This is a genomic window from Rothia sp. HMSC065C03 (genome assembly GCF_001837295.1).
Lineage (GTDB): Bacteria > Actinomycetota > Actinomycetes > Actinomycetales > Micrococcaceae > Rothia.
Genome location: NZ_KV831988.1, coordinates 90,605 through 112,176, shown reverse-complemented (window position 1 = coordinate 112,176; position 21,572 = coordinate 90,605). Strand labels below are relative to the sequence as shown.

The following is a 21,572-nucleotide window of genomic DNA, read 5'->3' as shown; positions in this document are numbered from 1 at the left end:
CAGGCCGAAGAGGAAGACGAGGGTGGGCCAGCCGAGCAGGTGGCCGCTCACGCCGAAGGAGACGGGCACGGTGGTGCCTGCTGCGTCGGGCATACGGCGGATGATACCTGCGTTGACGAGGCCGATGAAGGCAATGAAGAAGCCGATACCGACGACGATTGCGACCTTGAGCGATTCGGGGACCGCGTTGAACACTGCGGTGCGGAAGCCGGTCAGCACGAGGATGGTCATCAGCACACCAGCCCATACGACCAGGCCCATGATGGCTGGCCAAGTCAGGCCGGGGGTGGAGGCGATGGTGGTTGCCAGTAGCGCGTTCACGCCGAGGCCTGCCGCCATGGCGAAGGGCTGCTTGGCGACGACGCCCATGAGGATGGTCATGACGCCTGCGACCAGTGCGGTCATTGCTGCGACCTGCGGTACGCCGAGGGCGTTGCCGGATGCGTCCTTGCCGAGGCCGATGATGAGGGGGTTCAGCACGACGATGTAGCTCATCGCGAAGAAGGTGGCGAGGCCGCCGCGGAATTCTGCGGCGATGGTGGAGCCTCGCTCAGTGATCTTGAAGTAACGGTCCAGTGCGCCCTTGGCTTCTGCCTTGGGGGTCTGGGGAGCCGCGGTGTTCTCAGAAGACATTCGTGAAAATCCGTAGATACTCATAGTCGGGGCGGGCACCGGGGTTCCGAGCCCGCATAAAAAAGTGCCACTTCCCGGTGTGTTGGGGAGGTGACACTGTTGTACCGAAATATTCTACGGTTAAAGTTTCTCTAAGCGTTAATCCAGGAAATTCCCAGCTTTCGTTCAGAGATCTTTTGTGGGAGGCGTAATAGCGGTAACTATCTCTCGCCCCTGCGCGAACAATGATAGTTTGTTAGGTTAGTAGACCCTAAGTTTCTGCTATATTCGAGGTGAAACATGCGTCGCCGGATGCCAGGTTCCGTGTGGTGAGCCTTTTTCGGCATAGATGAGAATTCGGCATAGATAAGAAGGAACCCACCGTGACTGAAACTCCCCAAGAAAACACCGCTGAGAATTACCCCGCCGCGGAATCCCTGCCGGTACGCCAGCGCGCCATCGTAGCAACCGACCGCCCCGCCCGATACATCAAGCAGCTCGGCTCGCACATGGGCCGCAAGCTCGGCACCGCAGAACTGCCCGACGGTCTGCGCCTCACCTTCAACCGCGACGGCATTTTCCGCGGCTACGGTGACCTGCGCGAAACCGACGGTGCACTCGTCCTGGAGGTGCGCGCTGAAAGCGACGAGTTGGCTGCTGGTCTGGCGGATGTGCTGGACCGCCACCTGGTTCGCTTCGGTGAACGCGAGGAACTGGTCGTAACCTTTGAGGCGGTACCCGCCGCCTAGTCCCTGCTTTCTAGTCTTCGTTCCCCTGCCCCGCCCTCCTGCACCTCGGAGGGCGGGGTAGTTCTATGCCCGCTACGCGCGGAGGTTCCCGGAGCGGGATGCGCCGCGCCGCCCCTCCTGATTTAAGCGACCCCGCCCGGATTAGGTGACCCCGCCCGGATTAGGTGACAGAAAATTATCCTATTTAGTGGGCGAAGACATATAAGCCACCGAACACCCGTCAATCCCCGGTAAAATAGGCAAGAAGTGAACACTAAGCTCACCGCCTGTTCGCGCCGCACCGGGCGCCGGACGGTGAACTTCGAAAGGAAGATTTTCGTGTCTGAAGCAGCACGCCCCCTGCGCGTCGCCGTTATTGGTGCAGGTCCCGCCGGTATTTACACCGCCGACATCCTCACCAAGTCTGAAGAGGTCCGCACCGGCGCCGTCGAGGTCGCCATCGACATCTTCGACCGCTACCCCGCCCCCTTCGGCCTGATCCGCTACGGTGTGGCACCGGATCACCCCCGCATCAAGGGCATCATCACCGCACTGCACAAGGTCCTGGACCGCGGCGACATCCGTTTCTTCGGCAACGTTGAATACGGCAAGGACCTGACCCTCGCCGACCTGCGCGAACACTACGACGCCATCATCTTCGCAACCGGCGCGATTTTCGATGCACCCCTGAACATTAAGGGCATCGACCTGGACGGCTCCTACGGCGCAGCAGACTTCGTCTCCTGGTACGACGGCCACCCCGACTACCCCCGCACCTGGCCGCTCGAAGCTGAGCAGGTTGCAGTGCTCGGTAACGGCAACGTCGCTCTGGACGTCTCCCGCATCCTCTCCAAGCACGCTGACGACCTGCTCGTCACCGAAATCCCCGACAACGTCTACGAGGGTCTGAAGGCTTCCCCCGTGACCGACGTGCACGTCTTCGGTCGCCGCGGCCCCGCACAGATGAAGTTCACCCCGCTCGAGCTGCGCGAACTCGCACACTCCCGCGACGTGGACATCGTCCTGTACGAAGAGGACTTCCAGTTCGACGCTGCTTCCGAAGAAGCAATGGAGAAGAACGCACAGACCAAGGTCATGATGAAGACCCTGCGCGGCTGGCTGGAAGACCAGAAGACCAACGAGCAGACCGCATCCCGCCGCCTGCACCTACACTTCCTGCAGTCCCCGCACGAGATCCTCGGCGAAGACGGCAAGGTCGTGGGCCTGCGCATGGAACGCAACAAGCTCGACGGCAACGGCGGCATCATCGGCACCGGTGAGTACGTGGACTACCCCGTACAGGCTGTCTACCGCGCAATCGGCTACTTCGGTTCCGAACTGCCCGAAATCGGTTACGACGACAAGCGCGGCGTCATCACCAACGTTGAGGGTCGCGTCGTGGACGAGAACGGCGAGGTCGTTCCCGGCCTGTACGCATCCGGTTGGATTAAGCGCGGCCCTGTCGGCCTGATCGGCTCCACCAAGTCTGACGCGCTCGAAACCATCACCCACCTGCTCGAGGACCGCGAGAACCTCTACACCGCACCCGAGCCGGAGGCAGAGGCATTCAGCGCCTACCTGGACTCCAAGGGCATCAAGTACACCACCTGGGAAGGCTGGCACCGCCTGGACGACCACGAGAAGGCACTGGGTGCCGCATCCAAGGATGCAGCCGGTGAGCCTCGCGCCCGCGTGAAGGTTGTGGACCGCGACGAGATGGTCAACATCTCCCGCGGCGAGTAATCCTTACGTTGAGTACGTAGAGCATAGAAATCGACCCCGTACCGTGAACCGGTGCGGGGTCGATTTTTGTCTATATATAAGGAAGCGGGGGAGTAGGGGGCTCTCGGAAAGTGCTCGCCTGGAAGAGTTATCGAAAGAGCGGTTAAAGAAACCCACCCCGCACCATGAGGTCATGCGGGGTGGGTTGGGTAGGTGCCGAAGACACTCGAGGACATACCCTCCGGCTACCCGGACGCGCAACGAGCCCATGCAGTGACTCCACGTGCGGCGCATCCCTTAACGGGGTCTAGAAAGCTAAAGAAACACCAAGATTAGCTCTCTAAACAAGCGCATAGCCGTACGGTGTGTAGACTATGCACACTTTTTGAGGACGTCTTCAATGCCCAAAATGGCCTTGAGTACGGTTTCAGTTTCAGTACCCAGCTTCTTGCGAGCTTCACCAGAAATGACGGCCTTCACGATGTTCTTGAAGGTCTTCCACTGCTTGAAGGCGTTAACGAGTGCCTTAATAAGCTTGTAAATGGCGATGCCCAGCTGAATGACAAACTTTGCAATACTGACAACGCAGGCAATAACACCAACGGGGGAGAGAGCTGCGTGGGCGCGTCCATCAGACTTACGAACAGCGGCCTTAGCGCTTGCAATCTGACGGCCTGCGTCAGTGCCCTGGACGGTGGTCAGGTTGCCCAGTGCGCTCTCAATGCCGCTATTAACGCGGTTGGAGGATCCAGGCTTCGCATACTTCAAACGGGCAGGTACCTGCTCTAGGCGGCGCAGAATCAGCTTGAGCTGCTGGTCGGCAGTCATTGCCTTCTGCGGGTGCGCCATCTGCTGTGCCTGCGCTGCGGGTGCAGCTGCACAGCCGAGAGCGATGGTTGCGGTGCCTACGCCGAGTGCACGGAATGCCGTGCGGCGATTCATCGTTGCGGACACTGGATCCCCCTTTGGATCTCTATGCGGTTTATCGGTGCTGTAATGTGCGGTGACTTTACGTCTGGGGCTCCGGAAGTGGCCCCGTGCAAGGTCCGGAAGTGACCTCACGCCCTCTATAGTACGGTGCTCAAAGAGGGGGCTTCAAGCTATTTCAGGGGGTATTTTCAGCTGGCTTTCATCTCTCCTTGTCAATCGCTAGAGGTTTATCAAATCTTTATATTTCTGAGTCGTCATAATTGCGTAGATATCTGCACTGAGAGAAAAATAAGCGTCTGACAAGCCGGTTTATTGTATTCCCAAGAGTGAATATTTGCATCTACGTGCATTCTGGCCTGTAGTTGCTTTGCGCGGCACATTTTTGAGGGCTCCGGGGAGGCTGGGGTGAACCCTCTAGAGAGGTGTTGCTGTGCACTCTCTTGCAGATATTTGCACCCAGGGTAGCGTCTTGCCTGCATGTCCTATATAAGCGCGTAGAAAGTTGTCGAAAAATTTTTGGAGATATTGTGGAGTTTTTTGGCCGCTGCGATGCGCATAAGAGGGGTGTATAAGAGATGTGAAGGTGGGTTTTCGGAATTCTTGCGGGACTGATGCCGGCATCTTCGAAACAAAATTTCGGAGGAGTTTCGGAGGAGTTTGTAGAAAATCTGTAGAAATCAGAGCGGGAAATAGGGCTTCTTCGAGGCCTCTGCAGGCACCCAAAAGTCGCTAAAACCCCTCCAAAAGCTCCTGATATGGGGTGTTGTGAAGAAATTTTAAAATTTTTTGAAGTTTTTCTGAATCGTCATTGACTAGCTTAAATACATATGTGCCAGGCTATAAATGGTCGAAAATGGGGGTCAAAATCGGGCAAAATCGAACAAAACGGTTTGCGCGCCTCCGCAAACCTGTCATAGACTAGTGGAGGTTCGAACGACGGGATGAAGAAAACGGAACCTGTTCGATCGACTAGGCCCCCATCGTCTAGCGGCCTAGGACGCCGCCCTTTCACGGCGGTAGCACGGGTTCAAATCCCGTTGGGGGTACTTGCAAATCTCACGATTTGCAAAGCCAAGTTAGATGATATAGAATTTACTTCTGTTGATTCCAACAAGGCCCCGTAGCGCAGTTGGTTAGCGCGCCGCCCTGTCACGGCGGAGGTCGCGGGTTCAAGTCCCGTCGGGGTCGCTCTGGCCGCGTAATTTCAGATGATTATTCATCCGAAGACGCGGTCATTGCGTATCTAAAAGTAAATACGCAAGGCTCTGTAGCTCAGTTGGTAGAGCGTACGACTGAAAATCGTAAGGTCACCGGATCGACGCCGGTCGGAGCCACGAAATCCGCCTCCAGGCTTCTACAGTGGGGCGGGTTTTGTTTTTAAAAAACTTTGCGGTTGCAGATACTGAAAAACCGTCGAAAAGGCGGCATCTTGGGAATAAAACCCTCAGATGCCGCCTTTTTGTATATAGATTGTATACAGAGGCACCTGCCCTATAGCCACTGCAGAAAGCACCAACGCACCCATGACTGCCCAAAATTCAGCCGCCCAAAATTCAACCCACCAACGCCTAGAGGACTCACCTCAAATTCCGTGGGCAAAAAATGCTGCCACTGGTAGCACGCAGGCGGGCGGAATCCGCTTCGAGAACATCACCAAGAGCTACCCGAGCCGAACCGGTGAACCCACCACGGTGCTGCAGAACCTGAATCTGCATATTCCCGCCGGGCAGATTACCGTGTTCGTCGGACCCTCCGGCTGCGGTAAAACCACTAGTCTACGCATGATTAACCGCATGGTGGAGCCCAATAGCGGAACCATCACCATTGACGGCGTGAACGTGCACGAGAAGAACCCCTACGAGCTGCGCCGCGGCATTGGCTACGTGATGCAGCAGGGTGGGCTCATGCCGCACCGCACCGTCGCGCAGAATATTGCCACCGTACCGCGCCTGCTCGGGGCATCCCGCAAGGAGGCGCAGGCGCGCGCCCTCGAACTGCTCGAAGTAGTCGGTCTGGATTCTTCGTACGCCAAGCGCTACCCCTCCCAGCTTTCGGGCGGTCAGGTGCAGCGCGTTGGTGTGGCGCGTGCTCTCGCCGCCGATGCGCCCGTCCTGCTGATGGACGAGCCGTTCTCCGCGGTGGATCCGGTAGTGCGCACCGACCTGCAGAAAGAGCTGTTGCGCCTACAGGGGGAACTCGCCAAGACGATTGTGTTCGTTACCCACGACATTGATGAGGCGCTTCTGCTCGGCGATACGATCGCCGTCTTCGCGGAGGGCGGCCGCCTCGCACAGTTCGGTACTCCCGAAGAGATTCTCTACAGCCCCGCCGATGATTTTGTGCGTTCCTTCGTGAGCCGCTCCGTTGCCGGTCTGCTGGATGAGCAGACGGTGCGCCAGGCGCGCGCACGCCGACTTGCCGCCTCCCGAGAAGCACAGAATGGTGTGGTAGAAGGCGAGAAAAGCGAATGAGTCTTCTAGAAAATATTGTGCTCGCGGCACCACCTCTCGCCGCGCAGTCCCTAGTGGCATCACCCCTGGCGGCAAGCGATATGCACTGGGAGTGGGTCGCCACCAACAGCCAGCGCATCCTCGAGCTGACCCTCAGCCACCTCTACCAGGGCGTCGTGCCCGTCGCGATTGGCGCTCTCGTCGCGCTGCCGGTCGCCTACTACGCGAGCCGTCGCCGTGACCGCGGTTCCGAACGCCGCATCGGTGCGCGAACCCTCATGCATCTCTCCTCGCTGCTGTACACCATCCCCTCGATCGCGCTGTTCGTGCTGATGCCGCTCATTCTGGGAACCTCCATTATTTCCCCGCTGAACGTGCTCGTCGCCCTGAGCGTTTACTCCTTCTCGCTCATGGTGCGCTCCGGTGTGGATGCCTTCGACTCCGTACCCGATAGCGTGCACGAATCTGCACGCGCCCTCGGATACACGCCCCGACAGGCGCTGATGGAGCTCTACTTGCCCCTCGCTACGCCCGTCATTATGGCGGGAATCCGCGTGGCAACCGTGGCGAATATTGCGATGGTGTCCGTGGGTGCCCTCATCGGTGTGCCCTCGCTCGGCACGCTCTTCACCGACGGACTCGCGCGCAATATCCCTTCGGAAATCCTGGCTGGCGTGATCCTTAGCCTGCTGCTCGCGTTGGTCCTCGACCTGCTCCTTATCCTTCTGACGAGGGCATTTACGCCCTGGCAGGCGGCTACGGTTGCGAACCGCCGCAGTCCCGAAAGGAAGGCATAACCCGTGAACGTCATAGAACGAACCTTCGCCTACCTCATGGACGGCGCCAACTGGCAGGGAAGCGGCGGAATCCTCGTGCGCCTGCTCGAACACCTGAGCGTCACCGCCCTTGCCACCGTCTGCGCGGCACTCATCGTCGTGCCCCTCGGCCTCTGGGCAGGGCACCACCGACCCTCCGACGGCACCAACCGCGGCCGTAGCAACCTGCTCATGAGCACCGTTGCCGCCACCCGCGCGCTGCCCGCGCTCGGTCTGCTCACTATCCTGGCACTCTGGCTGGGTGTCTCGACCCTGCCCGCCCTCATCGTGCTCATTATTATTGCGGCGGCGCCTCTGCTCGCCGGAGTTCTTGAAGGCCTCGCCGCCGTACCGGAAGACCTCGTGGACGCAGCCCGCGCCCAGGGACTCACCGAATGGCAGATTCTGACCGGCCTCGAAATCCCGCTCGCCGCCAACATGATGCTCGGCGGGCTCCGCTCCGCACTCGTGCAGGTCATCGCAACCGCGACCATCGTCGCCTACCTCAGCGGCGGAACCCTCGGCAGGTACCTCTTTGATGGGCTCGCCGTGCGCGATTACCCGCGTATGCTCGTCGCAACCCTGCTCGTGGCGCTTCTCGCTTTCGCCGTGGACGCGCTCATGGGCCTCGTGCAGCGTGCGCTCACTCCCGCGGGGCTCACCATCAACCGGAAGAAGGCATGAACCCGATGATTCAGGCACCTAAAACCTTCTCTCGTCGCACTGCCCTAGCCGCCGCCGGAGCGCTCGGCATGGCGGGTATTCTCAGCGCCTGCGGGCTCAGCGGCGACAAAGTCTTCAGCGGCGAACATGAAGGAATCATTGTCGGCTCAGCGGCCTTCGCTGAATCCCAAATCCTTGCCGAAATCTACGCCGGAGCCCTCGCCCGGGCGGGATTCAACGCCCGTACCCAGCTGAGCATCGGCGCCCGCGAGGCGTACCTGGGGGCACTCGCCTCCGGTGCGGTGGACGTTATCCCGGACTACTCCGGCAACCTGCTGCTATACCTGGACCCGAAGGCTACCGCCTCGACCGCCGAGCAGATTCTGCAGGCGCTACCCGCTGCCCTCGGTACCCTCACCACGAGTGGCTCCGGGGCTGAAATCCGCGCCCTGAACGCCTCTGAGGCGGAGGATAAGGACTCGCTCGTCGTTACCGCGCAGACCGCCCAGAAATATGGTCTGCGAAGCCTTGAAGACCTCGCCTCCCGCTGTACGAATCTGAAGCTCGGCGCCGCCCCGGAGTTTGCCGAGCGCGCCTACGGCATCCCCGGCCTCAAGGAGAAGTATGGATGCGTCCCAGCCGAGTTTGTGCCCCTCTCGGATGGCGGCGGCGCGCTGACCGTCAAGGCCCTGCTGGATGACACTGTGCAGGTGGTTGACCTCTACTCGACCACCCCTGCAATTGAGCAGAATCAGCTGGTGGTGCTGGAGGATCCGAAGAATATGATTCTGGCTCAGCAGGTGCTGCCCATTATCAATACGTCGCGAGTTCCCGACTCTGCGGCGGAGGTTCTGAACCGCGTTTCGGCGAAGCTCACTACCGCTGATTTGCGTACTTTGAATGACCGTGTTTCGGGTACCTCTAAGCAGGAGCCCGCGCAGGCGGCGGCTGCCTGGCTGAACGAGCACGGCTTCTAAGATTCTTCCTGATATTCCATATTAATTCCTCTATAGGAATGTCTATAAACAAAACCGACCTGGGAATATTCTAGAAATAGAATATTCCCAGGTCGGTTTATATTGCCCTTATCCCACACGTTAGGGGAGGGGCATACAGTAGCTTTTAGCCCTCAATCAGCAACGCCAGAGCCTCGTAGGGGCGCAGGCTCAGCGTCACCGTCTCAGCCGAATCAGATACAGCAGAATCCGCCGCAGCAGAATCGACCGCAGAATTCTTGTAATTACACACCAGCACGCGACCGGAACGAACGAACTCGGCCGGAACCTCAATCTCGGTCGGCTCACCGTAGAAGTTCGTCAGCACCAGCATGCGCTGTGCCGGGCTACCGTTCTCAGCACTAGTCTCAGCGGGCAGCTCACGCAGGTACGCAAACACCCGCTCGTGATCCAACGCGTAGGGTGCGTACGAACCCGCAGAGATGACCGGGTACTGCTTACGCAGGGCAATCAGGTTGCGGTAGTACGGCAGAATCACGCCGTCGCGTTCCTCATCCTCCACCGAAATACCGGCACCGGTCGCCGCATCACGCACCGGGGCGGGAGCCAGCCACGGCGACGTGGAACCAAAACCAGCAGTCGCCGAATCTGCGGTCCACTGCATCGGCACACGCGAATTATCGCGAGCCTTCGACGCCACAATCTCCAGGGCCTGTTGCTCGCTCAGGCTGCGCTCACGCAGCATCGCGTAGGCGTTGTGCGCCTCCACATCCACGTACTGCTCAATCGAGGAGTAGACCGGGTCAATCATGCCGATTTCCTCGCCCTGGTACACGTACGGGGTGCCGCGCAGCAGGTGAATCACAGTCGCCAGCATGGTCGCCGACTCGGCACGGTAACGCTCAACGTCACCAAAACGGTTCAGCGCGCGCGGCTGATCGTGGTTATTCCAGAACAGCGCGTTCCAGCCGCCGCCGGCCTGCATACCCAGTGCCCAATCGTTCAGAATCTGCTTCAACTCGGCAAAACGGAACGGCACCTTCGACCACTTCTCGCCGTTCTCATAGTCCACCTTCAGGTGGTGGAAGCTGAACACCATGTCCAGCTCGTGGTTTGCCGGGTTGGAGTAGCCCACGCAGTTTTCGATGCTGGTCGAGGACATTTCGCCCACGGTTACGGTGTCATCATACTGACCGAAGGAGGCGCGGTTAAGCTGCTGAATGCGAGTGTGCACAATCGGGGTGTCGGTGTATTGTGCCTTGTCCACGGTGCCTTCGGGGGCGTCGAGTAGCTCTTCACCCTTGCCGATGACGTTAATAACGTCGAAACGGAAGCCGCGCACGCCCTTCTCGTACCAGAAGTTCACGACCTTAAACAGCTCGTCGCGCACAGTCGGGTTGTACCAGTTCACGTCTGCCTGGGTGCGGTCGTACAGGTGCATGTAGAACAGGGGAGTGCCGTGCTCATCCGTGTACTCGCCAAAGCGGGACCAGCAGGAGCCGCCGAACTTCGACTCCCAGTTGGTCGGTTCGCGCAGCTGACCGTCCTCGGTGTATTTGCCGGGGCGAATGTAGAAGTAATCCCAGTACTCGCGTTCACCGGCGAGCGCACGCTGGAACCACTCGTGCTCGGTCGAAACATGGTTGAGCACCATGTCGAACATGACGCCCACACCGTGCTTGGCAAGGGCGGCAATCATCTCTTCGACGTCCTTCATGGTGCCCAGGTCGGGGTTGATGGCGTAGTAGTCGGAGATGTCGTAGCCATTGTCGTTTTGCGGGGAGGCGAAGAACGGGTTGAACCACACCATGTCCACGCCCAAGGAAGCAATGTAGGGCACCTTCTCGATGACGCCGCGCAGGTCGCCGTAGGCGCCACCCGCCGCGGAGTAGAAGGACTTGGGATACACCTGGTAGATCACGGAGGACGCGAAATCCTTACCGCCTGCCGGGCTGGTTGCTGGCGTGAGGGTGAGCGATGCGGTGGGTGCCTGTGTCATAGAAACCTTCTGAAATGTAAGCAGGGTTCAGCGTGTATAAAAGCGTGTATAAATCAGTGTGTTGGAAATGAACCGCACCGGTGCTACGTGTGGTGCTACGTATGCGCAGCGAGGCCCGTACGCGGCAGGCACGGCAGCCCGCCGCCTCCCGGTGCGTTCGCCGACTGAATATCGACGCCCGCAACCTGGGCTCATTCCAGATTAGGGGGCATAATGGGGTGATGTCCCCATCTACCCCAAAGGGGGCAATTCTGCCGCAGATCCGGCACAACCCCCGTGGCCTCAACCCTCCCACCGATAGGCGGTTGCAGGCTCGTGCGCGTTTCGATGCATGAAACCAAAGTGACCCTGAGCTGAAGAGCGTTGGACGCCGCGCGTAAAATCAGTACTTGCATCACTACGGAAGGTAAAACAATGCCAGAACTGCGTTCACGTACTTCAACTCACGGCCGTAACATGGCTGGTGCCCGCGCCCTGTGGCGTGCCACCGGCATGGGCGATGACGATTTCGGCAAGCCCATTATTGCTATCGCGAACTCTTTCACCCAGTTCGTACCCGGCCACGTGCACCTGAAGAACATGGGTGAACTGGTCGCCGGCGCTATCCGTGAGGCTGGCGGCGTCGCCAAGGAATTTAACACCATCGCTGTTGATGACGGTATTGCGATGGGTCACGACGGTATGCTCTACTCGCTGCCTTCCCGCGATCTGATTGCTGACTCGGTCGAGTACATGGTCAACGCGCACCGTGCCGACGCGCTGGTCTGCATCTCTAACTGTGACAAGATCACCCCCGGTATGCTTCTGGCGGCTATGCGCCTGAACATCCCCACCATCTTTGTGTCCGGCGGCCCCATGGAGTCCGGTGAGGGCATTGAGGGTATTGTTGAGCACCGCCTTGACCTGGTGGACGCCATGGTGATGGCTGTTGATGACAGCGTCAGCGACGCTGCGCTCGCCCAGATTGAGAAGAATGCGTGCCCGACCTGCGGTTCGTGCGCGGGTATGTTCACCGCGAACTCCATGAACTGCCTGAATGAGGCGATTGGCCTGGCGCTGCCCGGTAACGGCACCACCCTGGCTACTCAGGTTGCTCGTAAGGAGCTGTTCCTGGATGCTGGCCGCCGCATCGTTGAACTGTCCAAGCGCTACTACGAGCAGGATGACGAGTCGGTTCTGCCGCGCTCCATTGCGACCAAGGAGGCGTTCGAGAACGCTATGGCGCTGGATGTGGCGATGGGCGGTTCGACCAACACTGTGCTGCACACCCTGGCGATTGCTCATGAGGCGGGTGCTGACTTCACCCTGAAGGATATTGACCGTATTTCGCGTCAGGTTCCCTGCCTGGCGAAGGTTGCCCCGAACTCCACTAAGTACCACATTGAGCACGTGCACCGTGCCGGCGGTATTCCTGCCCTGCTGGGTGAGTTGAACCGTGCCGGCCTGCTGCACAAGAACGTTCATTCTGTTCACGCTGACTCGCTGGACGAGTGGCTGGACGAGTGGGATATCCGCAGCGGCAAGGCGAGCGAGAAGGCGAAGGAACTGTTCCTCGCTGCTCCCGGCGGCGTGCGCACCACTCAGGCGTTCTCCACCGCGAACAAGTACGAATCCCACGAGACCGACGCCGAGAACGGTTGCATCCGCGCCGTGGAGCACGCGTACACCAAGGACGGCGGTCTGGCGGTCCTGTACGGCAACATTGCCCAGAACGGCGCGATCATCAAGTCTGCTGGTATTGATGAGGAGCTGTTCCACTTCAAGGGCCGCGCCTTCGTGGTCGAGTCGCAGGACGAGGCTGTGCACGAGATTCTGTCGAAGAACGTGAAGGAAGGCGACATTGTTGTCATCCAGTACGAGGGTCCGAAGGGTGGCCCCGGCATGCAGGAAATGCTGTACCCGACCTCCTACCTGAAGGGTCTGGGCCTTGGCAAGAAGTGTGCGCTGATTACTGACGGTCGTTTCTCCGGTGGTACCTCGGGTATTTCTATCGGTCACGTCTCCCCGGAGGCGGCTGCTGGCGGCGCGATCGGCCTGGTACAGACCGGCGACGAGATTGAGATTGACGTGAACAACCGTATCCTGCGTGTGAACGTTTCGGATGAGGAGCTTGCTGCTCGCCGTGAGGCGAAGGGCGCTGCACCGTGGCGTCCGACCAAGCCGCGTGAGCGTCACGTATCGAACGCCCTGAAGGTGTACGGCATGCTGGCTGCTTCGGCTGATAAGGGCGGCGTGCGCATCCTGCCCGAGGACGCATAAGCCCTTCACGCATCGTGTGAGAATTTAATACTTGCCCTATGGGCTGGCGCCCCGTTCCGCGGTTTTTCTGCGGGCGGGGCGCTGTTCTTTGTCCGCGTCTTTGTTCGTATCTTTGTCCACCGTCGTGGGATACCCGGTGCGGCGTATTGCCTTGTCAGTGGTGTTGCAGTAGGGTGTAAGAAGGTATTTTAGGTACCCGATTCACCGACTCAGCACAACCACTCGACACAACGCAATTCGCAACCCTCACGAGGACGCATTCATGGTTACCCTGCCCGCGCGCGCACAGCGTGCTTTTACTCGTCGTGCCCTGACGGCTCTTGCCTGCATCGGTGCGCTCGCTTTGAGCTCTTGCTCCGCTCAGCCGCAGGCTGATGATTCTGAAACCGCCCCGATGATGGTGGCGACTTCTTCCGCGCCCGTTGATGCAAAGACCCTGTTCCACGCGGCGGATGGCTCCTGGAAGCCGAATACTGTCCAGATTTCTGCCGGCCTGGACTCCCCGGCAACCTACGACTCGGTAGCGACCCCCACGGATGAGCCGAGCACCGATGCCGAGTTCGAGGCTGCATACGCCACGGCGAGCGGCTCCGCGAACACTATCGATGCGGGCACCCGCTGCGGCATGACCAGCCAGCTGGGTGGTTCCGCCGGTATTTACGTGTATGACGGTTCGGATTGCGCGAAGGCTCAGGAGGCGGTGCGCCTCTTCAACAGCCGCAAGAACCAGGACGGCGCGGCGAGTGTTGAGTGGTACCAGTGCGCTACGAAGGTGCAGGGCCGCGACTACATTACGGGTGCCTGCTTCACGCAGGGCGGTAGCGTTGAGAAGCCTCGCCTGGCGTTGATTCCGGCGCAGACCCGCATGCTGTCGGGTACGCTGACTTTCGCTGAAGCGTACGGCGGCGGTACTTTCGGTCAGGGCGATTCGGTGAAGACTGTTGAGGCGCTGCGTTTCACCAGCCCGGACTCTAAGGTTGCGTGCTCGGTGACCCCGTCGGGCGTGGATTGCCAGGCGCTGGTGGGCGTGACCCTGGAGGGGTGGGATGCCGCCTCCGGTAAGGCGCAGCAGCGCGTGCACATGGGGCAGGGCCAGGCTCCTGCGGTGAGCCTGGTCGGTCAGACCGCCACCCCGGAGCCGGTGAATACCGAGGGTATTACTGCACTGCCGACCGGTCAGGTGGTGACCGCGTATGGTTACACCTGCAAGTCGGTGAATAGCGGTAAGGTGCATTGCGTGAGCGCGACGAATGGTTTCACACTTGATTCGATGGAGGTTGGCGTAGAACGCCGTTAAACCGAGAGCGCTGCTAAACCGAGAATGAAGGCGAGGCGTGCTACGAGTTGCCGCGCTCGCCTCCATAACTGACATACGAAGGTGCCCGGCACCCCTCACGTAGGGGGTGCCGGGCACCTCGGTCTTTAACGTTGCTTAGCGGAAGTTGACGATGCGAACGTCCAGCTCGGAGGAGAGCAGCGGCTCCCATGCGGCGACAGCCTTCTGGAAGTGTTCGGTGCCCATGTGCTTTTCGAGCAGTTCCTGGGATTCCCAACGCTCGATGAATGCGAAGTCGGTGTCGGAGACGGCACCGAAGTCGTAGCTGACGTTGCCTTCGTCCTGGCGGCTTGCGGTCACGAGCGGTTCGATGGTCTTGAGAAATTCTTCGACGTGCTCGGGCTTGACGGATACTCCGGCGTAGACACCAATCATGGGGCTCTCCTTGTGGGGTGGTGCGGCGGTTGCCGCGTCGTATATGACTCTTTTACCGTACACCTTTCCCCGCGCCTCGGTGAGGTATGCGCGGGGGTTTCTCGCGCTGTGTTCTCACGCTGTGTTTTGTGCTGTGCCGGTGTGAGAGAGGAGTTGCGGGTGATCCATTCGCTAACTGTAAAAAAGGTGTTTTATATTTGCGTGCCCCTTTCTTTTCGACCTATAAAAGAATGAGGACGATACACCGCATGAATGGAAGGAGACGCGGTATGGCACACATGGGGGGTGACACTCATGGGATTTTCACCGGCGCATATCAAACGATGCACCCTGACCTGGGAGGCGCCCGACTATAGCGCCTCGTACCCTGCCGGGTACACGGATCAGGGCGTTGCTGTGATTGCGGTGGCTCAGGAGCATCGTAAGGCGCAAGGTTTTTGTTATTCGGCGTTGTCGACGGTGGTTTTTATTTCTAAGCAGGACGGCACCCGCACTGTGGTGAATGAGGAGCCGATGCTTTTCACTCACGTTCATTCCCTCATGGATTGTTGTGATGAGGTGCATCCGCGTCTGCTGGGTCGTGCCGTGCTTTCTGCGTGGGATGTGGTTCCTGAGCAGTACCGTCAGAACCTGGTGACGATTGCTGCTGACCGTAAGAATTTGAAGCATCTTTTCCGTGATTGCGACCAGTTGAAGGGGATTATGGAGTACCGCGCCTTTGAGAAGGTGCTGGACCCGTACGATAACCATTCTTTGGGTGAAGTGCATGTGAAGCTTGCTGGCACGCCCGCGTATGAGCGGATGCAGGCTGAGGTGTGTGCGGCACGTACCGCTGTGGATGAGATGGTGGAGGAGGCACTGACCCCTCGTCCGCTGGATCAGCTGCAGGACTATAGCGTTTTCACGGATTGTTCGTTCCGTTCGACTCACAATAAGAAGTATCAGCGTGGCGGCCGTATGGGTATCGCCGGCGTGAGTGAGGACGGCTTCTATTTTCATGCCCACTATGATGGCGTGAACATTATGACCGGTGAGCTGTCTGCAATGTTGGCGGCTTATACGGTGTTCCATAGCGGTTCGCGCCGCCTGATTATTCATACGGATTCTTTGGGTGCGTTGACGTTTGTGTTGCGTTTGGCGCATAGCCGTTGGGCTTTTGAGGCGTGGGTTTCTGAGGGTATTCAGGATGAGCGTGTGGTGTCTCAGATGCGTGCTTTGACGGAGGCTATCCGCGAGAAGCGTGTGCTGGTGAAGCATGTTCCGGGCCATACGGGCCACGGTTTGCAGGAGAGTAGCGACTCTGTGTCGAAGATGCATCGCCATTTTCCGGGGCAGATTGTGGATAAGCGTCATCAGAGCGAGTTTAATCAGCGTTGCGAGTCGATTATTACTGCTTTGTCGGGGTGTGCGAAGGCTGTTCGCCTGCTTGCGCCGGAGTGGTTGCAGATTAAACCTTCTTCAATCCACACGGGAAACCGTTTATGGCGCTAAACTAGTCCAGGGTAGAAATGAACGCGCGATACATTCGCTGCATACGAAGGTATGCGATGTCGGAGGTGTCGCGTGTTTCTTTTTGCCCTTTTGCCTTCTCCGCATGCGCTTTTACGAGGCTCACCTGTAGCGCTGCTCTAGCTTGTAGCCCCGCGCATCCTGCAATGGTGCGTGGGAAAAGAATGCGGGGGAAACGAAAGCTCCCCCTGAGCGTCGAATCAATCGAACTCAGGGGGGGGGGAGCTTTTAGGTTATTTACCAGCGTGGGTGAACATAATCTTCACAATCGCAAGAACAATAACGGCGAGGGTGAGCCACACGGCGCTTCGGACAGTACGCCAGCAGATTGGCTCGCCGCGGTAGCGAGCAATCGCGAAGTTGAGGGTAAAAATACGCCACACCACGGTCACAAGACAGAGAATAATAGTGCAGTCAAAAATGATGTCGTAGGTGCCGCCGGGCGGTAGGAATGTCGCCAGAATCAGGAGCGCCACGGGGTACACGGTCGTACCCAGAATAGGGCTCGCGTTGCCCAGCGCGTGCTTGACGAAATCTCGCGGCGGGGTGCCGCCGTGCAGCACCCGGTACTCCTGCATTTCTGAGATGACGTGGGCAATGTAGGTGGTCAGACCGGTACCCGTAATGTAGAGGATTGCGGTGCCGTCAAAGATCGCGTTCGCGTCGTGAATGCTCAGCAGAGCCGCCAGCACCAAGAAATTACCGTAGGTGTACGCAGAGATACGGTGAGCAACGTCGTGCGCATCGAGTTCAGCGAATTTACGGCGTGCTTTACGGAATAGAAGGGGCATTCGATAGTCCTTTGGCGGGTGCGGGGATGAAAACTCAGACCCCCGAGTGTGTGACAAATAGCTTAGAGGAGCGATGACCACAGTCGGCAGAGGTTCTCCACCATCTTGATGCGGCGCGGGCGCTCCGCCCACTGGGTGTACAGCAGCTCGGTGCAGACCTGCTCGTATTCGGCGCATACTTCATCCAGCATCGCGACCATGCCGCGGTCAATGACGAACGTTGACACTTCCATGTTCAGTGAGAAGGAACGCGGGTCCATATTGGACGAGCCAATGAACGTAATTTCGTCGTCGACCATCATGAACTTGGAGTGCAACACGGTCGGGCTGGGGTACTGCAGAATACGCACACCCGCCTGCAGCAGCTGCTCGTAGTAGGAACGCTGCGCCATGTTCGGCAGGAACTGGTCGCCCTTCTCGCACACAATCACGGTGGTTTCAATACCGGAGTAGGCGGCGTTCGTGAGTGCCTGCAGTAGGGTCTCTTCGGGCACGAAGTAGGGCGAGCAGATGGTAATACGCCGCTCGGCGTTGTAGATCAGGTAGTTAATGAGGCGCAGGTTGTTTTCGGTTTCAAAACCGGGGCCGGAGGGCACAACCTGGGCGCGCATCCCATCCTTGTAGTAGGGGATATTGGTGTTAATTTCTGCCAGGATCAGCTGGTTCGTTTCGGAGTACCAGTCGGAGACGAAAACGGCGTTGAGCTCTTCAACGATGGGGCCGGTGCAGGAGAAGGTCAGGTCCTTCCACTCCAAGCCCTTCTTAATGTTTTCGGGCATGTCGTAGGAGCGGTGAATAGCGTTCTGCGAACCGGAGAACGCGACGCGTCCGTCCACGACGAGGACCTTGCGGTGGTTACGCAGGTCGGGTCGCTGCCACTTGAGTTTCCACGGTTTGAGCGGCAGCATGAGGCGCCACTGCATACCCGAGTCGTTGAGCATTTTCACGAGTTTCTTATAGGACGGGTATTTGCGGGAGCCGATGTGGTCGAGGAGTACGCGCACCTGTACACCGCGTTCGTGGGCTGCGAAGAGGGCGTCCCAGAGGACTGCGCTCGCCTCGTCGTAGGCGGTGATGTAGAACTCGAAGTGCACGTATTTGGTGGCGCGGTCGACTTCTTCCGCCATGGCGACCATTGCCTCGTGGTTGTCGGTGTGGAGGGTGAATTGGTTGCCGCCGACCAGGGGGAGTGAGCCCAGGGTGTAGTTGAGCTGGCTGGCTGCCTTTGCGGGGTCGGAGAGGTCGTCGGTGCGGGTGAGGAAGGGCTTGTTCTCGCTGACTTCGCGGATCAAGTCGTTCATGGCGTGTTGGCGTGCGCGGCGGTAGGCGGGCAGGCGCGAGGAGCCGAAGACGAGGAATGCGATGAACCCTACGAAGGGGATGAAGAAGATGGCCATGAGCCAGCCCAGGGCAACCACGGGTTTGCGGTTGTAGGGGAGCCAACAGAGGGCTGCGAGTCGGATGAGGATATCGGCGATGCCGAGTGCGAGGCGTAGCCAGTCTGGCAGGAAATCGAGATAGGCGGGGGCAAACAAGTTCATCCCTCTATTATGCCGATGTTTTGTGTGGGGCTGGAGCTTAGCTGGCTATGCTGTGGGCCTTAACGCCAAAAATGCACTTGAGCATTGTGTGCAGTGATGAAATAATTGCAGTTATGCAGAAAAAGGAACAGAGCCTTCGCGAACGCCGCCGCGAACAAACCTGGACGGCAATCCACGAAGCAGCCCTCAAACGCGTCCGCGAACACGGGATGCGCGGAACCACCGTTGAAGAAATCGCCCAGGAGGCGGGCGTCTCCCCGCGTACCTTCTTCAACTACTTCCCCTCTAAAGAGGATGCCGTCCTGGGTCTGCGCGAACCGGTGGTCAGCGAGGAAATCCTCGAAACAGACCGTGCCCACGAGGATGACAACACGATCATTCGTGTAACCCACCTTCTCTGGGAGGTCATTTTCCAGAGCTTCCACTACGCCAAGGGCAAGGACCCTCGAGCTCCCTATCAGGAGTTCCCCGAGTCCGCGAAACGAATGAAGATGCACTACATGAAGTGCGAACAGGTGCTCACCGAGTACCTGAACACCATCGACTGGGTGGCTTTTGATGCTGCTGGTCGCCGCGGCCCCTTCCCGCGCCGAAACCCGGCTGACCCGCTGACCGATCACTTCCGCGAGCGATCGCGCGCAAAGGTCCAGCTTGCCTCCGCGGTGCTTCGTCAGCTGGAGTTTGCCCGCGACCTGGAAGACAAAGAGGATATCGCCCGCCATATCCGCCAGACGGTGAAGACCTTCCAGTTCCTGCTTTTTGAGCAGAACCGACCGGCAATCTAGCGGCGGTTCACTGCTACAAATGACAAAAGCCCGCCGGAAACCGAATCGGAGGCCCCGAATCGAGGTAACCGAATCCAGAGCCCGGCGGATACTCACAACAGACATATATAGAACGTAACTAAGGATTAAACGATGAGTACAGAGGAAAAGAATCTACCTCAGCCGCCAGCCGGTGAGGCTAAGCAGGAAAGTAAAAACCGCATCCGCGCCATGTTCCTGGGCCTGGTCATTGTGATGCTCATGTCCTCGCTGAACCAGACGATTCTGGCGCCGTCGCTGCCCACGATCGTTGGTGAGCTTCACGGCGTGGAGCACATGAGCTGGGTGATTACCATTTTCATCCTGCTTTCGACGATTACGATGCCGGTCTACGGCAAGCTTTCTGACCAGTTCGGACGCAAGCCCTTCCTGATTTTTGCGATTGTTGCTTTCATGGCGGGTTCGATTGTTGGTGCGCTCGCTCAGGACATGAACTGGCTGATTTTTGCTCGTGCCCTGCAGGGTCTGGGCGGTGGCGGTCTGATGATTCTTTCTCAGGCTGTGATTGCTGACGTGATCCCTCCCCGCGACCGCGGCCGCTACATGGGTATTATCGGTGGCGTTTTTGCTTTCTCGTCGGTGGCTGGTCCGCTGATTGGTGGCTGGATTACTGAGGGTCCGGGTTGGCGTTGGGCGTTCTGGCTTAATCTGCCGTTGGCTATTCTGTCGATTCTTGCGGTGATTTTCTTGCTACCGCACCGCCCGTTCCGTGACCGTGAGAAGCACAGTATCGACTACCTTGGTTCGCTGATTCTGATGGCGGGTACGAGTGCGCTGGTGCTTGCCACGATTTGGGGTGGCAACCAGTACGAGTGGACCTCGCCCGAGATTATTGGTCTGCTGGTCTTCTCTGTGGTTGCTGCGCTGGTGTTTATCCCGGTGGAGAACCGTGCGGCTGAGCCGGTCATGCCCATGTACCTGTTCAAGAATCGTAACTTCCTGCTGACTCTGGGCGCTTCGCTGGCGCTGGGCGTGGCAATGTTCGGTGCGGTGGAGTACATCCCGACTTATCTGCAGATGGCGCTGGGTGTGAGCGCTACGGTGGCCGGTCTGCTGATGATCCCGATGATGGGCGTCATGCTGGTGGTGTCCATTGTGACGGGCCGCGTGGTGTCGAAGAGCGGTTGCTACAAGCGTTACGTGACGAGCGGTACCGCGATTGTGGCGCTGGGCCTGTTCCTGCTGTCGACCGTGACTATTGAGACTCCGACCTGGCTGTTCTGTGTGTACCTTGCGGTGATGGGTGCCGGTCTGGGTATGTCCATGCAGTTCTTGACTCTGATTGTTCAGAACGCGTTCCCGGTGAGCGTGGTTGGTACCGCGACGGCGTCGAATAACTTCTTCCGTCAGGTGGGTGCTACTGTGGGTGCCTCGCTGGTGGGTGGTCTGTTTACCTCGCGTCTGACCTCGCTGATTTCTGAGCGTATGCCGCAGCAGGCGCTGCAGTCTTCAGGTAGCCATGCGTCTTCGTCTCTGACTCCTGAGCTGGTGGCGTCTTTGCCGGAGCCGGTGCACGGCATCATTGTGAATGCGTATAACGATGCGCTGATTCCGCTGTTCCTGTACCTGGTGCCGCTGGGCCTGGTGTCTACGCTGCTTCTGTTCTTCATTCGTGAGGATGCGCTGGCGACGACCCTGGAGACTGAGCCGGCTGTTGATATTGCCCGTGCGGCGACCGGTGCGATTCCGGTGATTACTCCGGAGATGGCGGCTAAGGATGCTGAGGCTCTGAAGAGCATGCACGCCTCTGCTCGTGCTCGTATTGATGAGTCGTTGAGCTCGGAGGCTTCGCCTGAGGCGGGTTCTTCGGAGGATGGCGGCTCCTCGCGTTCTTAGAATGAGGGATAACGAAAAGGTGCGCGCCGGAGGCGTTGCCTTCCTATATAAGCGGCGCCCCGGTGCGAGTCGTGTGCTCGTGCCGGGGCGCCGTTTTTGGCTGAGTTGCCTTAAATAGCGCGCTTAAGAGGTGTGCCTTAGTGCTTGGTTTAGGGGTTGGAAGTGTTGGTTTAGTCCCTTAAATAGTGGGTTTACGTGGTGTTTTGCCCCATTAAAGCGCTTATCG

17 protein-coding genes and 3 tRNA genes are annotated in these 21,572 nt (G+C 58.9%); 14 read left to right on the top strand and 6 right to left on the bottom strand.

Features of this window, described 5'->3' with window-relative positions:
- The coding region (locus tag HMPREF2605_RS03875) for a solute carrier family 23 protein (protein WP_141762276.1) at positions 1-633 on the bottom strand (633 nt) is incomplete at its 3' end.
- A gap of 362 nt (positions 634-995) precedes the next feature.
- On the opposite strand from HMPREF2605_RS03875, the gene HMPREF2605_RS03870 reads away from it, so the two are divergent.
- Positions 996-1,361, top strand: coding sequence for a DUF2218 domain-containing protein (locus tag HMPREF2605_RS03870; protein ID WP_070847006.1), 366 nt, complete (start codon positions 996-998; stop codon positions 1,359-1,361).
- Between the two features lie 318 nt (positions 1,362-1,679).
- Positions 1,680-3,083: an FAD-dependent oxidoreductase gene (locus HMPREF2605_RS03865; protein ID WP_044150832.1), complete on the top strand. Its 1,404-nt coding sequence runs from the start codon at positions 1,680-1,682 to the stop codon at positions 3,081-3,083.
- A 351-nt stretch (positions 3,084-3,434) separates the two neighbouring features.
- Here the strand turns inward: HMPREF2605_RS03865 and HMPREF2605_RS03860 are convergent, their stop codons facing one another.
- Positions 3,435-4,016 carry a hypothetical protein gene (locus HMPREF2605_RS03860; RefSeq protein WP_005507238.1) on the bottom strand — a complete coding sequence of 194 codons (582 nt, stop codon included), beginning with the start codon at positions 4,014-4,016 and terminating at the stop codon, positions 3,435-3,437.
- A 949-nt stretch (positions 4,017-4,965) separates the two neighbouring features.
- On the opposite strand from HMPREF2605_RS03860, the gene HMPREF2605_RS03855 reads away from it, so the two are divergent.
- The 7 genes from HMPREF2605_RS03855 (at position 4,966) to HMPREF2605_RS03825 (ending at position 8,897) form a co-directional block, all read left to right on the top strand.
- A tRNA-Glu gene (locus HMPREF2605_RS03855) sits at positions 4,966-5,038 on the top strand.
- A 68-nt stretch (positions 5,039-5,106) separates the two neighbouring features.
- Positions 5,107-5,180: transfer RNA gene (locus HMPREF2605_RS03850), tRNA-Asp, on the top strand.
- 73 nt (positions 5,181-5,253) lie between these two features.
- A tRNA-Phe gene (locus HMPREF2605_RS03845) sits at positions 5,254-5,326 on the top strand.
- A gap of 189 nt (positions 5,327-5,515) precedes the next feature.
- Complete coding sequence (locus tag HMPREF2605_RS03840; protein ID WP_070847003.1) at positions 5,516-6,463, top strand: ABC transporter ATP-binding protein; 948 nt, start codon at positions 5,516-5,518, stop codon at positions 6,461-6,463.
- Complete coding sequence (locus tag HMPREF2605_RS03835) at positions 6,460-7,239, top strand: ABC transporter permease (RefSeq protein WP_070688086.1); 780 nt, start codon at positions 6,460-6,462, stop codon at positions 7,237-7,239. The genes HMPREF2605_RS03840 and HMPREF2605_RS03835 overlap by 4 nt, the downstream gene beginning before the upstream one ends.
- Positions 7,240-7,242: 3 nt before the next feature.
- Complete coding sequence (locus tag HMPREF2605_RS03830) at positions 7,243-7,941, top strand: ABC transporter permease (protein WP_070689963.1); 699 nt, start codon at positions 7,243-7,245, stop codon at positions 7,939-7,941.
- A 5-nt stretch (positions 7,942-7,946) separates the two neighbouring features.
- On the top strand, positions 7,947-8,897 hold the full coding sequence (locus tag HMPREF2605_RS03825) for an ABC transporter substrate-binding protein (RefSeq protein ID WP_070847127.1): 951 nt from the start codon (positions 7,947-7,949) through the stop codon (positions 8,895-8,897).
- A 145-nt stretch (positions 8,898-9,042) separates the two neighbouring features.
- Here HMPREF2605_RS03825 and HMPREF2605_RS03820 read toward each other — a convergent pair whose 3' ends face one another.
- Entirely contained in the window at positions 9,043-10,875 is a 1,833-nt protein-coding gene (locus HMPREF2605_RS03820; protein ID WP_049358917.1) for an alpha,alpha-phosphotrehalase, read from the bottom strand.
- 414 nt (positions 10,876-11,289) lie between these two features.
- On the opposite strand from HMPREF2605_RS03820, the gene ilvD reads away from it, so the two are divergent.
- Together ilvD and HMPREF2605_RS03810 are read left to right on the top strand one after the other, a co-directional pair.
- Positions 11,290-13,134: a dihydroxy-acid dehydratase gene (gene ilvD, locus HMPREF2605_RS03815; protein WP_070688286.1), complete on the top strand. Its 1,845-nt coding sequence runs from the start codon at positions 11,290-11,292 to the stop codon at positions 13,132-13,134.
- A gap of 262 nt (positions 13,135-13,396) precedes the next feature.
- A complete protein-coding gene (locus tag HMPREF2605_RS03810; RefSeq protein WP_070688283.1) occupies positions 13,397-14,431 on the top strand; it encodes a 2-oxoglutarate dehydrogenase in 1,035 nt (344 codons plus the stop codon).
- A gap of 135 nt (positions 14,432-14,566) precedes the next feature.
- On the opposite strand, the gene HMPREF2605_RS03805 is transcribed toward HMPREF2605_RS03810, so the two are convergent.
- Positions 14,567-14,845, bottom strand: a complete 279-nt coding sequence (locus HMPREF2605_RS03805; protein WP_044150828.1) for a putative quinol monooxygenase — start codon at positions 14,843-14,845, stop codon at positions 14,567-14,569.
- A gap of 294 nt (positions 14,846-15,139) precedes the next feature.
- Here HMPREF2605_RS03805 and HMPREF2605_RS03800 point away from each other — a divergent pair, with 294 nt between their 5' ends.
- Positions 15,140-16,336, top strand: a complete 1,197-nt coding sequence (locus HMPREF2605_RS03800; protein ID WP_070688282.1) for an RNase H family protein — start codon at positions 15,140-15,142, stop codon at positions 16,334-16,336.
- A 251-nt stretch (positions 16,337-16,587) separates the two neighbouring features.
- On the opposite strand, the gene HMPREF2605_RS03795 is transcribed toward HMPREF2605_RS03800, so the two are convergent.
- Together HMPREF2605_RS03795 and cls are read right to left on the bottom strand one after the other, a co-directional pair.
- The gene (locus HMPREF2605_RS03795; RefSeq protein WP_005507226.1) at positions 16,588-17,145 is read right to left on the bottom strand and encodes a hypothetical protein; all 558 of its coding nucleotides are present in this window, start codon (positions 17,143-17,145) and stop codon (positions 16,588-16,590) included.
- Between the two features lie 62 nt (positions 17,146-17,207).
- Positions 17,208-18,686: a cardiolipin synthase gene (gene cls / locus HMPREF2605_RS03790; protein WP_049340251.1), complete on the bottom strand. Its 1,479-nt coding sequence runs from the start codon at positions 18,684-18,686 to the stop codon at positions 17,208-17,210.
- A 113-nt stretch (positions 18,687-18,799) separates the two neighbouring features.
- Here cls and HMPREF2605_RS03785 point away from each other — a divergent pair, with 113 nt between their 5' ends.
- Both HMPREF2605_RS03785 and HMPREF2605_RS03780 read left to right on the top strand, forming a co-directional pair.
- Positions 18,800-19,471, top strand: a complete 672-nt coding sequence (locus HMPREF2605_RS03785) for a TetR/AcrR family transcriptional regulator (RefSeq protein ID WP_230457276.1) — start codon at positions 18,800-18,802, stop codon at positions 19,469-19,471.
- A gap of 132 nt (positions 19,472-19,603) precedes the next feature.
- A complete protein-coding gene (locus HMPREF2605_RS03780) occupies positions 19,604-21,346 on the top strand; it encodes an MDR family MFS transporter (RefSeq protein ID WP_070847001.1) in 1,743 nt (580 codons plus the stop codon).
- Positions 21,347-21,572: the final 226 nt, after the last annotated feature.

What these genes read in the sequence shown, in the direction of transcription:
- HMPREF2605_RS03785 (WP_230457276.1), top strand. Translation starts at nt 18,800, where the DNA reads ATGCAGAAAAAGGAACAGAGCCTTCGCGAACGCCGCCGCGAACAAACC.
- HMPREF2605_RS03805 (WP_044150828.1), bottom strand. Translation starts at nt 14,845, where the DNA reads ATGATTGGTGTCTACGCCGGAGTATCCGTCAAGCCCGAGCACGTCGAA.
- HMPREF2605_RS03795 (WP_005507226.1), bottom strand. Translation starts at nt 17,145, where the DNA reads ATGCCCCTTCTATTCCGTAAAGCACGCCGTAAATTCGCTGAACTCGAT.
- HMPREF2605_RS03835 (WP_070688086.1), top strand. Translation starts at nt 6,460, where the DNA reads ATGAGTCTTCTAGAAAATATTGTGCTCGCGGCACCACCTCTCGCCGCG.
- HMPREF2605_RS03840 (WP_070847003.1), top strand. Translation starts at nt 5,516, where the DNA reads ATGACTGCCCAAAATTCAGCCGCCCAAAATTCAACCCACCAACGCCTA.
- HMPREF2605_RS03780 (WP_070847001.1), top strand. Translation starts at nt 19,604, where the DNA reads ATGAGTACAGAGGAAAAGAATCTACCTCAGCCGCCAGCCGGTGAGGCT.
- HMPREF2605_RS03820 (WP_049358917.1), bottom strand. Translation starts at nt 10,875, where the DNA reads ATGACACAGGCACCCACCGCATCGCTCACCCTCACGCCAGCAACCAGC.
- ilvD (WP_070688286.1), top strand. Translation starts at nt 11,290, where the DNA reads ATGCCAGAACTGCGTTCACGTACTTCAACTCACGGCCGTAACATGGCT.
- HMPREF2605_RS03800 (WP_070688282.1), top strand. Translation starts at nt 15,140, where the DNA reads ATGGGATTTTCACCGGCGCATATCAAACGATGCACCCTGACCTGGGAG.
- HMPREF2605_RS03825 (WP_070847127.1), top strand. Translation starts at nt 7,947, where the DNA reads ATGATTCAGGCACCTAAAACCTTCTCTCGTCGCACTGCCCTAGCCGCC.
- cls (WP_049340251.1), bottom strand. Translation starts at nt 18,686, where the DNA reads ATGAACTTGTTTGCCCCCGCCTATCTCGATTTCCTGCCAGACTGGCTA.
- HMPREF2605_RS03810 (WP_070688283.1), top strand. Translation starts at nt 13,397, where the DNA reads ATGGTTACCCTGCCCGCGCGCGCACAGCGTGCTTTTACTCGTCGTGCC.